We start from the raw sequence: 12258 nt of genomic DNA, 5'->3' as shown, positions 1-12258 counted from the left end.
GCGATCCTGTCCTTCTCGTTCCGGGTGCTTACGCCACGGAGGGGTTGAACTGGCGGATGCGGCGCTCGACGACATCCGAGATCGCCACGACCGCGCCCTTCGAGACCCGGATCAGCGAGTTCTCGTTGTTGTTGGCGTTGTAGGCCTCGCCGAAGCTGCGGATCATCGCGTTGCGCAGGTCGCTCGCGATGTTCACCTTGACGACGCCGAACTCGTGCAGGCGGCCGAACTCCTCGGCCGGCAGGCCCGAGCCGCCGTGGATGCACAGCGGCACCGGGCTCGCGTGGCGCACCTCGTCGAGCAGGTCGAAGTCGATGTGCGCGTTCGGGGCGTAGCCGTGCACGTTGCCGACCGAGACGGCCAGGATGTCGTTGCCCACCGCATCCACGAAGGCCTTCGCCTCGCTCGGGTCGGTCATGCTGGCGCGCTCGGGGGCGACGTCGTCCTCCTTGCCGCCGATGCTGCCGAGCTCCGCCTCGAGCGAGATCGCGGTGCCGCACATCTCGCGGGCCTTCTTCGAGGTGGCCACGTTGTCGTCGAACGACGCCTCGGAGTCGTCGATCATGATCGACGTGAATTCGGCGGCGAGCGCCTTCTCGACGGCGTCGAGCGACTTGCCGTGGTCGAGGTGCAGGGCGACGGGCACCTTCGTCGTCGCCAGGCGGCGGGCGACCATGTCGTAGATGTACTCGTAGCCCGACAGCGCGACGTTGGTCGGCGCGACCTGGATGAACGTCGGCACGCCGACCTTCTCGATCGCGTCGACGATGCCCATGGTCGTCTCGATGTTGGTGGTGTTGAACGCACCCGCGACGAGGCCGCGCGAGACGCACTCGCTGATGACGTCGTGTCCGCTGACGAGAGGCATGGAGGGGGTCCTTCCGGTTCGGGGGCCGCTGCTCGGCAGCGGCGGGAGGGGGCGATCGGGGCGGCTGAGGCCGCATCCGTCGATCCTGGTACTTATCGTACCGTCTGTACGTACAAGATGGTCGACAGCAATGGCCGCGATGGATGCAGTGGGATGCGCGGGCGCCGTCACGACCACCCGCGCATCCGGCTCATTCGAAGTTGCGGTGCCGCGCGACGAGGTCCTCGAACTTCGCGCCCGTGCGCTGCACGAGCTGGAAGTAGAGCACGTCCCAGAAGATCCAGAGCGACTGCTCGAACAGGCTGCCCATCGGCTGGATCGTCGGCACGAGACCCGTCGGGTCGTCGGCGCCGTAGGTGTGCGCGGGGATCGTCAGCACGATGTCGGCGAGCTTCGCGGTCGGGCCGTCAGGCACCGCCGTCGCGACCAGCAGCGTCGCGCCCGTCTTCTTCACCTGCTCGGCGATGTAGTGCAGGTGCGGGATGTTCGACGGGCCCGTCGGCATGATGAACAGGTCGTCGGCGGTCACCGCCGGCGTGGTGTCATCCCAGCCCCAGTGCACGGTCTTGCCGAAGTGGGTCAGGCGCATCGCGAAGGCCTTCGAGCCGAGCCCCTCGCGGCCGATGCCGAGCACGAAGATGCGCTGGTGCCTCTCGAGCGCGTCGAGCGCGGCGTCGATCTGGTCGAGCGGAACGCGACGGAACACCTCGCCGAGCTCGGCGACGACGGCGGCGCTGGTCTCACGGAAGTCGGACATGCTGTCCTCCCCTATCTGGGATCTGGTGGAGCTGGATCTGGTCGAGCTGAGTGATGAGGCGGTGCGGAGCGGCGGCCGGCTCGCGCCGGCCGCCGGCCGTCAGGTCGTCGACGGGCGAGCGCCGAAGCGGCCGACGAAGAGCGCCAGCAGGATCACGCCGCCGTAGACCGCGTTGATCCAGAACGTCGGCACGCCGGCCAGCGTCAGCACGTTCGTCAGGGTGCCCAGCAGCAGCACGCCGAGCAGGGCGCCGACGATGCGGCCCTGGCCGCCCGTGAGCTGCACGCCGCCGATCACGGCCGCCGCGAGGGCGCTGAAGATCAGGTTCTGGCCCATGCCGCTCGTCACCGAGGCGAGACGACCCGCGAGCATCAGGCCGGCGAAGGAGGCGAGCGTGCTGGCGACGACGAAGGTGGTGATGAGCACCGCATCCACCCGGATGCCGGCGGCGCGCGCCGCGTCGGCGTTGCCGCCGATCGCATAGAGCGCGCGGCCCCAGGCGGTGTAGCGCAGCACCAGCGCGGCGATCACGAACAGGATGCCGGTGACCCAGATGGCGGCGGGGACGCCGAACCAGCGGGCCGAGCCGATGTAGCGGAACGCGTCGGGCAGGCCGGCGAGGGTCTTGCCCTGGCTGACGCCGAGCGTGATGCCGCGCAGCAGGATCAGCATCGCCAGGCTCACGATGAAGGGATCGAGTTTGACCTTCACGACCAGCAGCCCGTTGAAGAGGCCGATCGCGGCGCCGATCACGAGCGTGAGCAGGATCGCGACGAAGGGGTTGATCATCGTGCCGAGCCCGCCCATGGCGGCCGGGATGAGCAGCCAGGCCGCGACCATCGGCGCGAGGCCGACGGTCGACTCGAGCGAGATGTCGAGCTTGCCGGTCAGCAGGATGAAGGTGAGGCCGATCACGACGATGCCGAGCTCGGCCGACTGACGCAGGATGAGCGTCAGGTTCGGCGCGGTGAGGAACGCGGGGCTCACGATCGCGCCGATCACGGCGACGATCACGAGGCCGGGCAGCACGCTCAGCTCGCGGACGTTGCGCACGACCGATCCGAGGAACGGGTTCCTGATCGTCGGTGCGGTGATGACGGTGGTGCGGGCGCTGTTCACGGTGTTCACTCCAGGCCTTCGATGGCTCGAACGATGTCTTCTTCGGTGGGGTCGGCGAGCTCGGCCGCGACACGGCCCTCGCGCATGATGAGGACGCGCGAGCTGACCAGCAGCTCCTCGACGTCGTCGGAGATCAGCACGACGGCGACGCCGTCGGCGAGGGCGCGCAGGATGAGCGCGTAGATCGCGTCCTTGGCGGCGATGTCGACGCCGGCCGTCGGCGAGATCAGCACGAGCACCCGCGGGTCGCGGGCGAGAGCGCGCGCCAGCACGACCTTCTGCTGGTTGCCGCCGCTCAGACCCTGCACGGCGAGCTTCGGGTTCGGCGGCACGAGGGCGACGTCGTCGATGAGCTTGACCGACATCTCGGTCTGCTTGCGCGGCGAGAAGAACCCGGCCGGCGCGAGGCGGTCCATCACGCCCATCGTCATGTTCTCGGCCACGCTGAGCTGCGGCACGTAGCCGTCCTTGTGGCGGTCGGCGGGCACGAAGCCGATGCCCGCCTTCTGGCTGGCCTTGACCTTGCCGCTCGCGACCTCGTCGCCGTTCACGACGACCGCGCCCGAGCCGAGCCGGCGCAGACCGGCGATCGCCTCGCCGACCGAGTACTTGCCCGAGCCGCCGACGCCGCCGATCGCGACGAGCTCGCCCGGGGCGACGCGCAGGTTCACGTCGGTGAACGCGCCGGTCTTCTCGGTCGCCCCGCGCAGCTCGAGCGCCGGCGTGACCCCGGAGGCGGCGGCGGTCTCGACGCGGTGACGGCGCTGCTCCTGGCCGGCGAGCAGCGCATCCACGAGGTCGTCGGATCGCACGTCGTCTCCGGTGCGCGACCAGAGCAGCTTGCCGTCCCGCAGCACGCTGGCCGAGTCGCAGATCGCCGTGACTTCGCGCAGGAAGTGCGAGACGAAGACGAAGGTGACCCCGGCCTCCTGCAGCTCCTGCACCTTGTCGAAGAGCCGGCGGATCGCCGAGCCCTCGAGCTGCACGGTCGGCTCGTCGAGCAGCACGATGCGCGTGCCGGCGTCGAGCGCCTTCGCGATCGTCAGCATCTGACGCTCTTCGATCGGCGCGTCCGAGAGCAGGGAGCGCGGGTCGAGGTCGATCCGCCACTCCGACAGGATGCGCTCGGCCTCGCTCTGCATGGTGCGCCACGAGATCTTCGGGCCCGAGCCCGGAAGGCGACCGGCGAAGAGGTTCTCGGCGATCGTGAGGTTCGTGAACACCGACGGGCGCTGGTAGACGCAGGCGACGCGCTGCTGCCAGCCCTTGGCGTCGGCGGCGGCCGGCGCCTCCTCGCCGAAGAAGCTCAGCGAGCCCGTGTCGGGCGTCTCGAGCCCGGTGATCATGCGGAGCAGGGTGGACTTGCCGGCGCCGTTGCGGCCGATGAGTCCGTGAACCTGTCCGGGGAGGATCGAGACGGAGACGTCCTGCAGCGCCTTCGTCGCCCCGTAGGTCTTGCTGACGCGATCGATCGCGATCGCGGGCACGGTGGCGGTTGCGGTTGTCATGACGTCTCCGTCTCGATGGTGGTGCGGAAGCGGGGACTACTTCGAGGCGCCGAAGGCCTCGAGGGCGAACTTCTTGTTGCCCCAGAGCTCCGGGTCCTCGACGTTGTCCTTGTTCACGACCGGGGTCGGGAGCAGGTCGACGAGGTTGCCGTTGCGCTTCTCGATCACGCTGCCGTGGTCGGTCTTGCCCACCGTGAACTTCTCGCCCTTGATGGCCTTGATCAGGTAGTCGGCGCCGTAGTCGATGTAGTCGGTCATCGGCTGCGCGACCGCGGCATCCAGGTAGCCGTCGCGGATGGCGGTCATCGCCATCGGGCTGGCGTCGACCGAGACCTGCACGAGGTGGCCCTCCTCGCCGACGGCCTTGAGGCGGCCGAGCGAGTCGAGGGTGTCGAGGATGGTCGGGAAGAAGGTCGCGTCGCTCTGGTTGTAGATGCCCGAGACGTTGTCGTACTGGTTCAGCGCGGTCTCGATGCCGGTGGCGGCCTTGGCCGGGTCCCACTCGGTGGCGACGTTGACGAGCTTCACGTCGGGATAGTTCTTCTTCATGCAGTCGTTGAAGCCGTTGGTGCGGTCGCGGCCGTTCGAGGTGACCGGGTCGCCGTCGAGGGTGATGACGGCGGTGCCGGCCTCGACGCGCTCGCCCATCTCCTTGCAGGCGAGCTCGCCCATGTGCACGTTGTCGGCACGCACGATCATGGCGATGTTGCCCGAGGCGGGCGCCTCGTCGATCGCGACGATCGGCACGCTCTGGTCGTTCGCGTACTCGATGGCCGGCACGATCGCGTCGGCGTCGCCGACCGAGATCACGAGACCCTTGGCGCCCTTGTTGATGAGGGTCTGGATGTCGGTGATCTGCTGGGCGGGGTCGCGGTCGGCGTTGGTGGCCGGGATGGTCGCGTAGCCGAGCTCCTTGAACCGCTGCATCGAACCGACGTTCTCGGCGTTCTGGAACGGGTCGGTGTGGGGCTGCGAGTAGCTGAGCTGGGTGTCGGCGGGCTTGCCGTCTCCGGCAGCGGCGCCGCCGGTCGAGCAGCCGGCGAGCAGCAGGGTGGCGGCGCCGAGGGCGGCGACTCCAGCCAGTGCAGTGGTGCGCATTGCAGACTTCCTCTCTGAAGTAGCAGGACGTGTACGCGATCTCCGTTGATCCGGCATCATCGCGCGGGCTGTACGTCTTGTCCGTACAGAAGGTACATGATCCCTCGCGCCGCGCAAGATCATCTTCCGCGTCTACCCCCGTTCGTGATCGAACCGTGCCCGGAGCCCTGCTCGTGTTCGCGGCCGGGAGCCCGCATCCACATCGCCGCGTGCCCCGATTCGCCGGCGACGTCACGCGCACCAGCGCCCGAGAACGACGACGGCGCCGCCCGATGATCGCGCCACACGATCACCGGACGACGCCGGATCTGAGGGGCCCGGGCAGCGGATGCGCCGCCCGGGCCCGGGAATCACGCCGCGGCGGTCTCCTCGACCGGCGCGGTGCGGCCGAGGCGCTTCGCCTGGCCCGGATCCTGGTCGGTCTTGAGCACCAGGGTCACGATCGCGCCGACGACGTAGAGGCCCGCGAAGACCCAGATGAGCGTCGTGATGTGCGCGACGCCGCCGAGCAGCGCCACCAGGGCCGGCCCGAGGAACGCGGAGAGTCCCGCGGCGAGGGTGTACACGGCGAGCGCGCTGCCGCGGTCCTCGACCCTGACCATCGACGGCACGAGCGCGGTCAGCGGCACGAAGCCGGCGAGGCCGATGCCGAACACGGCCCAGCAGAGCACCGTGACCCAGAAGTTCGGGCCGATCAGCAGAGGCACGTAGTAGAGCGCCAGCACGCCGACGGCGCACATGACGCAGCCGAACCAGGTGACGGTGCGCTTCCAGCCGAAGTGGTCGCCCACGATGCCGAAGAACAGGTTGGCGAAGATGTTCGCCGTGTAGACGATCGTGACGATCAGCAGGTAGTTCTCCTGCGTGAAGCCCACCTGCTGCACGAAGAAGAAGGGCGCGACCACGAACAGCGCGAAGTTCGGCGTCGTGTTGACCAGGCGCACGAAGGCGCCGGCGGTCACGCGCGGCTGACGCCAGATGATCGTCAGGCCCTTCGCGAGCTCGCTCATCGCCCCGGCCGAGTCGGGCTGGGTCGGGCCGGCGTGACGCAGGTCGCGCACGCCGAAGAAGGCGACGAGCAGACCGACCGCGACGATGACCGCCGCGAGCCAGAACGTGCCCATCTCGCCGATGTGCGGGATCGTCCAGCTCGCGACGAGCGAGCCGATCGTCGGCAGGCCGGCGCCGAAGACGAACCAGAACCATCCGACGCTCGAGCCGCGCTGGTGCGCCGGCGTCGCCGTGTTCAGCCAGACCAGGAAGGCGTAGGCGAAGAAGGGGTAGCCGATGCCGCGCAGCGCGTAGCTCGTGATCGCCAGCCAGGTGACGTTCGCGCCGATGCCGACCACGAGGAACACGACCTCGAGCACGATCCACGCGATGCCGCCGATCAGCATCACGCGACGCGGGCCCAGGATGCTCGACAGGGTTCCGGCGAACCACGATCCGATCGCGACGAAGATGCCGTAGAGGCTGATCGTGATAGCAGCCGCGTTCTCGGAGAGGCCCGGCTGCTCGGCGAGGAACGTCGAGAGGTAGTTCGACTCGACGCCGTCGCCGATCATGAACAGCAGCACTCCGACGAAGCCGAAGAACAGCGGGGCGGGGATGCCCACCCGGTCGAGGAGCCGTGCTCCCGCGGAGCCCGAACGCTCGGACATGTGTCTCTCCTTTGATGATCACGATGTTCGCACGCCGTTGTACGTTCTGTACGTACAGAGTACATGGATGCGTGCGCACAGCTCCGATGGGCGTATTCTGCGGGATAGTGCGCCGCGCGCGATCCGCCGGCCGCGCATCCCCCGACATGACCGGCCGGCGACCCGACCGAGCAGCGGCCGACCGGGGCGACCTCGACGAGGTCCCGCCGACACCGCGTCGGCACATCAGGCCAGAACATCCCCGCCCGAAGCAGGTGACGTGAGCTCCTCCACCTTCGCGATCGTCGCGCGTCTCGACGCCGACCGCACCGACGCCGACGATCTGACGACCGCCCAGCGCATCGTGCGCGACGTCGTCGACTACATGGTCGCGCTCGGCGCCCGCTTCGAGAACCGCGACGCCGACGCGGCCGCCGCGCCCGACACCGTCACCGCGGCCCCCGCCGTGACCGTCGCCGGCGCCCCCGGGCACCGCTTCGAGATCGACGCCTCCGGCGCCCGCGCCCGCTTCCTCGCGATCGGCATGGTCGAGCTCTCGTCGGCCCTCAGCAGCACCAGCGCGCACGTGCGCGGCCTCATCGAGCGCTACCGCTGGCAGCCCGACGACGACGGGCGCGACGTGATCGCACCGATCATGGAGGCGCTCCAGCGCCTCGGCGCCACCATCTCGAGCGACCGCACCGCGGCCGGCGAGGGCGACGCATCTGCCACGGCGGGCGCATCGGGCGTGCCCGGTGCCGCGAGTGCCGCATCCACCGACCGCTCGTGGATGCCCGACCTCGACCTCGTGCCCGTGCAGTCGCTGCTCGAGGCCGTGCGTCGTCGTCTCGACCTCACGTCGCTGCACTGGGTGCGTCCGGCGTACTGAGCGCATCCGGCCACGCCCTCGCAGGCGGACCGGCCGCCGTGCACGTCACACTCCCCCGCATCTGCCAGGGTTGACCCGATGAGCACCGCAGACTCCGCCGCGCACGCCGGCACGCCGCTACAGCCCGCCACGACCGCCGTCGTCGCCGGACGCCCCGCGCCGACGCCCGACGCGCCGCTCAACACGCCCGTCGTGTTCGCCTCGACCTTCATCGGCGGCGGCGAGCTCGAGTACGGCCGCTTCGGCAACCCCACCTGGACGGCGCTCGAAGACGCCATCGGCGCACTCGAGGGCGGCGACGCGCTCGTCTACGCCTCGGGCCTCGCCGCGGCCAACGCGCTCATCGCGACGCTGCCCGTCGGCGCCAAGGTCGTCGCGCCGAACCACGCCTACCTCGGCTCGCTCACCCAGCTCGACGAGGCGCAGGAGCGCGGCCAGCTCACCCGGGTCTACGTCGACATCAGCGACACGGATGCGGTACTCGCCGAGCTCGACGGCGCGTCCCTGCTGTGGATCGAGTCGCCCACCAACCCCGCCCTCGAGGTCGCCGACCTGCCGACGCTGATCGCCGCCGCGCACGCGCAGGGCGTTCTCACGGTGGTCGACAACACCTTCGCGACGCCGATCCTGCAGCGTCCGCTCGAGGTCGGCGCCGACGTCGTGCTGCACTCGGCCACCAAGTTCCTCTCGGGCCACAGCGACGCCGTGCTCGGCACCCTGATCGTGCGCGACGCCGAGCTGCACGCCCGCCTCGTGAACCGCCGCACCATCCTCGGCGCCACGCCCGGGCCGATGGAGGTCTACCTCGTGCTCCGCGGCCTGCGCACGCTGGCCCTGCGCGTCGAGCGCGCATCCCAGAACGCGGCCGAGCTCGTCGCACGGATGAGCGGCCACCCGGCCCTCGCCGAGCTGCGCTACCCCGGCTTCGGCGCGATCGTCGCCCCGGTGTTCCCCGACGCCGCGACCGCGGAGCGCTTCGTCGCCGCGGCGCAGCTCGCGCGCTTCGCGACCAGCCTCGGCGGGGTCGAGACCACGCTCGAGCGCCGCCGCCGTTGGGCCGGCGAGGTCGCGACGATCCCCGAGGGGCTCGTGCGCATCTCGGTCGGCATCGAGCACATCGACGACCTCGCGGCCGACCTGCTGCAGGCGCTCGACGCCGCCGCGGAGGCCTGAGGGCCGGCCGCCTCGACGCCGCCCCCGTCGCCTGAGGCGAGTTGCCCAGTCCGATCGCGTCACGGCGTCCGAACCCCGCAGAAGTGGGCAACTCGAGGGCATCGGCCCGGCGCATCCATGTGACTTGCCCACTTCCGCGGCTTGTCGTGCTCGAAGTACCGCAGAAGTGGGCAACTCACCATCTCGGCGCCTGCCGATTCGGGTGAGTTGCCCACTTCGGTCGGGTTGCGGCGTCAGAACCCGGCAGAAGTGGGCAACTCGGCAGTTCGACGTCTCGACATCCCGACATCTCGGCGAGTGGTGACCGGGAGGCGGAGCCGGGAGCTCCCAGGCGGTGTCGATACCGTGGATGCGCCGCCTGACGCCCTCCACGAAAGGACCGCGCCGGTGACCTCCACCCCTTCCGCCGCGACCGACGCATCGGCTCGCGCATCCACGCCCGCGTCGCCGGGTCCGCTGCGTCGCCTGGTCTCGGCGACGCCGCCCTCGCGGGTCAGCCCGCTCGGCCGCGTCTTCATCGTGGTGGCGACGCTCGAGGCCGTGACCTGGGCCGGGCTGCTGGTCGGCATGTTCCTCAAGTACGTGACCGAGACGACCGACCACGTCGTGACCGTGTTCGGCACGGCGCACGGCGGCGCGTTCCTGCTCTACGGAGCGCTGGCGATCGTGTGTGCGATCGCGTTCCGCTGGCGCTGGTGGGTCATCCTGCTCGCGCTCGCCGCCGCGGTGCCGCCGCTCGTGACCGTTCCGCTCGAGCTGTGGATGCGCCGCCGCGGCCTGCTGCACCGCGCCACGCCGACCGCGGCCGCGCCGAAGACGACCGCGGCCTGACGCCTGACGCCTAGGCGGGCGCGCCGCCGATCTCGCCCGTGAGGCGGCCGACGGTCTGGATCCATCCGGGCCGCATCCCGCCGAGCAGCCGCCGGGCGACCTCTTCGTCGACGTGCACGGGCAGCTCGACCTCGAGCGTGAGCAGAGTGCCGAGCGACGCGTCGCCGGGGGCGCCGTCGACCCGCGCGTCCGCGAAGGTCAGCGTGGTGAGCGGGGCGTCGTCGATACCCGGCCCGGCGAGCTCGGGCCAGCCGCCGACCGCGCCGAAGACGAACACCAGGCGCTCCTCGGGCACGATCTCGCGGTAGACGCCGCCGGTCACGTAGCGGGTGTCGGCGTCGATCACCATCATCTGCCGCCACGCTCCGCCGACGCGCAGATCGACCTCGATCGGCTCCGAGGGCACGGGCTGCTCGTCGTTGAAGAACCATCCGAGGTGGGCGGGATCGGTCCAGGCGCGGAAGACGCGCTCGCGCGATGCCGGCAGCCGCCAGACGAGGGTGAAGCCGCGGGCGGTGCCGCTGCTGCTGTCGTGGTCGGTCATGTCAGTTCCCCTCGTCGTCGAGTCGGCGGTGGTTCTCTTCGACGGCGGCGGTATCGCCCTCGGGCCTGGGATGTGCGGCCGTCGCGTTCTCGGCCCGCAGCTGCGCATCCAGTCGTCCGACGGCGGCGCCGAAGAAGCGGCGATAGGGCTCGATCCACGCGTCGGCATCGGCGAGCGCCGCGGTCTCGAGCCGACACGGACGCCAGCGCGCCTCGCGCCCCCGCGCGATCAGCCCCGCGTGCTCGAGCACCTTCAGGTGGCGCGAGATGGCGGGCAGGCTCATGGCGTGCGGGGCGGCGAGCTCGGTCACGGTCGCCTCGCCGTCGATCAGCCGGCCCAGGATCGCGCGTCGCGTGGGGTCGGCGAGCGCCGCGAAGGTGAGGCTGAGCTGGTCGGCGGGCATGGCATCCTCGTTTCACTTAACGACTGCGTTAACTATCGGCCTCGGGGATGCGCGCGTCAAGCTCTGCGCGAGATCGGCCTTCGGCGACCGGTCCACCCGCGCCCGGGCGGACCGCCGCCTGCAACGCGAGCGCAACCGCCGCGCCGCTAGGGTCGAGCGGTGAGCAGCACGCCGGATCCGTCGAGCGGAACCGGCGGAACCGGCGGATCGAACGGCTCCCCCGCATCCGGCATCACCGCACCGCACGGCTGGCTGCGGGTCGCCCCGATCGTCGTCGCCCTGGCCTGGGGCGGCAACCACTTCGTGCCGCTCATGCAGCTCTATGAGCAGGTGTTCGGCTATTCGACCGTCGAGGTCGACCTGTTCCTCGCGTCGTACGTGATCGGACTCGTGCCTGGATTCGCGCTCGCGGGCGCCTGGAGCGACCGCTTCGGCCGCAAGCCGGTCATGCTCGTCGGCCTGCTGATCGGCGTGATCGGCAGCGTGATCCTGGCGACCGCCAGCTTCAGCGTGATCGGGATGAGCGTCGGCCGCCTGGTCAGCGGCGTCAGCGTCGCGGTCGGGATGGTCGTCGGCAGCAGCTGGATCAAGGAGCTGTCGGTCACCTCCGGCCGCTCGTCGTCGGGCGCCCGTCGATCGGCGCTCTCGCTCACGGCCGGCTTCGGCGGCGGCGCCGGCATCGCGGGAGTACTGGCGCAGTTCGCTCCCCTGCCGACCCTGCTGCCCTACCTGGTGCAGATCGCGGCGACGATGCTCGCCGGCGTCGTGCTGCTGCGCGCGCCCGAGACGCGGATGCCCGACCCGGCCGTGCGATCCCTGCTCGGCGACCTGCGCATCCCGCGCCACGCCCGTCGTCGATTCGTGCGCGTCGTGCTGCCGCTCGCCCCCTGGGTGTTCGCGGCGCCGGCGCTCGCCTTCGCGGTCGGGCCGAGTCTCGTCGCCGAGCAGACCGGGGCGCTCCGGGTCGGCTTCGCGACGCTCGCGACCGTCGTGACGCTCGGCACGGGCACGGTCGTGCAGCTGCTGTCGGCGCCGATCGCGCGACTCACCCGCGGTCGCAGCGGCGTGGTCGGACTCGCGTTCATCGCGGGCGGCGCACTGCTGCTCATCGCGGCAGCCGTCGGCTCGGGCGGCACGGCGATCGCGGCCGTGCTCATCGCGGCGCCCCTGTTCGGCGCGGGCTACGGCCCCTGCATGGTGTTCGGGCTTGGCGCCGTGCAGGACATGGCGACCCCGCACGACCTCGCCGGACTCACCGCCGTCTACTACTCGATGACCTACGCCGGCTTCTTCCTGCCCGCGATCCTGGCCGTGCTCGCGCCGCTGTTCTCGTTCCCGGCGGTGCTGATCGGCACGGCCGTCGTGATCGCGGCGTGCGCGACCGCGGTGGCGCTGCGCCTGAGGAGCAGCGCCACCTGAGCCGGGCGA

The 12258-nt window shown here is 70.7% G+C and carries 12 protein-coding genes; 4 read left to right on the top strand and 8 right to left on the bottom strand.

Annotation, left to right across the window (positions count from 1 at the left end; all coding sequences use genetic code 11):
• Window positions 1-28: 28 nt before the first annotated feature.
• From FJ658_RS09525 to FJ658_RS09500, 6 genes are all read right to left on the bottom strand, one after another.
• The gene (locus tag FJ658_RS09525; protein ID WP_141145151.1) at window positions 29-868 is read right to left on the bottom strand and encodes a class II fructose-bisphosphate aldolase; all 840 of its coding nucleotides are present in this window, start codon (window positions 866-868) and stop codon (window positions 29-31) included.
• 190 nt (window positions 869-1058) lie between these two features.
• Complete coding sequence (locus tag FJ658_RS09520; RefSeq protein WP_141145150.1) at window positions 1059-1625, bottom strand: SIS domain-containing protein; 567 nt, start codon at window positions 1623-1625, stop codon at window positions 1059-1061.
• Window positions 1626-1724: 99 nt separating this feature from the next.
• Window positions 1725-2753 carry an ABC transporter permease gene (locus FJ658_RS09515; protein WP_219995752.1) on the bottom strand — a complete coding sequence of 343 codons (1029 nt, stop codon included), beginning with the start codon at window positions 2751-2753 and terminating at the stop codon, window positions 1725-1727.
• A complete protein-coding gene (locus FJ658_RS09510; protein WP_141145149.1) occupies window positions 2750-4252 on the bottom strand; it encodes a sugar ABC transporter ATP-binding protein in 1503 nt (500 codons plus the stop codon). Before FJ658_RS09510 ends, FJ658_RS09515 begins: the two co-directional genes overlap by 4 nt.
• Before the next feature lie 36 nt (window positions 4253-4288).
• The gene (locus FJ658_RS09505; protein WP_181408402.1) at window positions 4289-5350 is read right to left on the bottom strand and encodes a sugar ABC transporter substrate-binding protein; all 1062 of its coding nucleotides are present in this window, start codon (window positions 5348-5350) and stop codon (window positions 4289-4291) included.
• 350 nt (window positions 5351-5700) lie between these two features.
• Window positions 5701-7011, bottom strand: a complete 1311-nt coding sequence (locus tag FJ658_RS09500; protein WP_141145147.1) for an MFS transporter — start codon at window positions 7009-7011, stop codon at window positions 5701-5703.
• Between the two features lie 259 nt (window positions 7012-7270).
• On the opposite strand from FJ658_RS09500, the gene FJ658_RS09495 reads away from it, so the two are divergent.
• From FJ658_RS09495 to FJ658_RS09485, 3 genes are all read left to right on the top strand, one after another.
• Window positions 7271-7879: a hypothetical protein gene (locus FJ658_RS09495; RefSeq protein ID WP_141145146.1), complete on the top strand. Its 609-nt coding sequence runs from the start codon at window positions 7271-7273 to the stop codon at window positions 7877-7879.
• A gap of 78 nt (window positions 7880-7957) precedes the next feature.
• On the top strand, window positions 7958-9052 hold the full coding sequence (locus tag FJ658_RS09490; RefSeq protein WP_141145145.1) for a PLP-dependent aspartate aminotransferase family protein: 1095 nt from the start codon (window positions 7958-7960) through the stop codon (window positions 9050-9052).
• Between the two features lie 387 nt (window positions 9053-9439).
• Entirely contained in the window at window positions 9440-9883 is a 444-nt protein-coding gene (locus FJ658_RS09485) for a DUF3817 domain-containing protein (protein ID WP_255447655.1), read from the top strand.
• Between the two features lie 10 nt (window positions 9884-9893).
• Here the strand turns inward: FJ658_RS09485 and FJ658_RS09480 are convergent, their stop codons facing one another.
• Window positions 9894-10427 carry an SRPBCC domain-containing protein gene (locus FJ658_RS09480; RefSeq protein ID WP_181408401.1) on the bottom strand — a complete coding sequence of 178 codons (534 nt, stop codon included), beginning with the start codon at window positions 10425-10427 and terminating at the stop codon, window positions 9894-9896.
• Window position 10428: 1 nt separating this feature from the next.
• Entirely contained in the window at window positions 10429-10830 is a 402-nt protein-coding gene (locus FJ658_RS09475; RefSeq protein ID WP_141145143.1) for a helix-turn-helix transcriptional regulator, read from the bottom strand.
• Between the two features lie 159 nt (window positions 10831-10989).
• Between FJ658_RS09475 and FJ658_RS09470 the strand changes: the two genes are divergently transcribed.
• Entirely contained in the window at window positions 10990-12249 is a 1260-nt protein-coding gene (locus tag FJ658_RS09470) for an MFS transporter (RefSeq protein WP_141145142.1), read from the top strand.
• Window positions 12250-12258 lie beyond the last annotated feature (9 nt).

The organism is Schumannella sp. 10F1B-5-1 (assembly GCF_006517535.1).
In the GTDB taxonomy this organism is placed as follows: domain Bacteria; phylum Actinomycetota; class Actinomycetes; order Actinomycetales; family Microbacteriaceae; genus Schumannella.
The sequence above is the reverse complement of the archived record's forward strand: the minus strand, read 5'-3'. Positions and strand labels throughout refer to the sequence as shown.

Excerpts from the sequence above, each read along its gene's own strand:
- FJ658_RS09525 (WP_141145151.1), bottom strand. The coding sequence starts at position 868 with ATGCCTCTCGTCAGCGGACACGACGTCATCAGCGAGTGCGTCTCGCGC.
- FJ658_RS09520 (WP_141145150.1), bottom strand. The coding sequence starts at position 1,625 with ATGTCCGACTTCCGTGAGACCAGCGCCGCCGTCGTCGCCGAGCTCGGC.
- FJ658_RS09510 (WP_141145149.1), bottom strand. The coding sequence starts at position 4,252 with ATGACAACCGCAACCGCCACCGTGCCCGCGATCGCGATCGATCGCGTC.
- FJ658_RS09505 (WP_181408402.1), bottom strand. The coding sequence starts at position 5,350 with ATGCGCACCACTGCACTGGCTGGAGTCGCCGCCCTCGGCGCCGCCACC.
- FJ658_RS09500 (WP_141145147.1), bottom strand. The coding sequence starts at position 7,011 with ATGTCCGAGCGTTCGGGCTCCGCGGGAGCACGGCTCCTCGACCGGGTG.
- FJ658_RS09490 (WP_141145145.1), top strand. The coding sequence starts at position 7,958 with ATGAGCACCGCAGACTCCGCCGCGCACGCCGGCACGCCGCTACAGCCC.
- FJ658_RS09480 (WP_181408401.1), bottom strand. The coding sequence starts at position 10,427 with ATGACCGACCACGACAGCAGCAGCGGCACCGCCCGCGGCTTCACCCTC.
- FJ658_RS09475 (WP_141145143.1), bottom strand. The coding sequence starts at position 10,830 with ATGCCCGCCGACCAGCTCAGCCTCACCTTCGCGGCGCTCGCCGACCCC.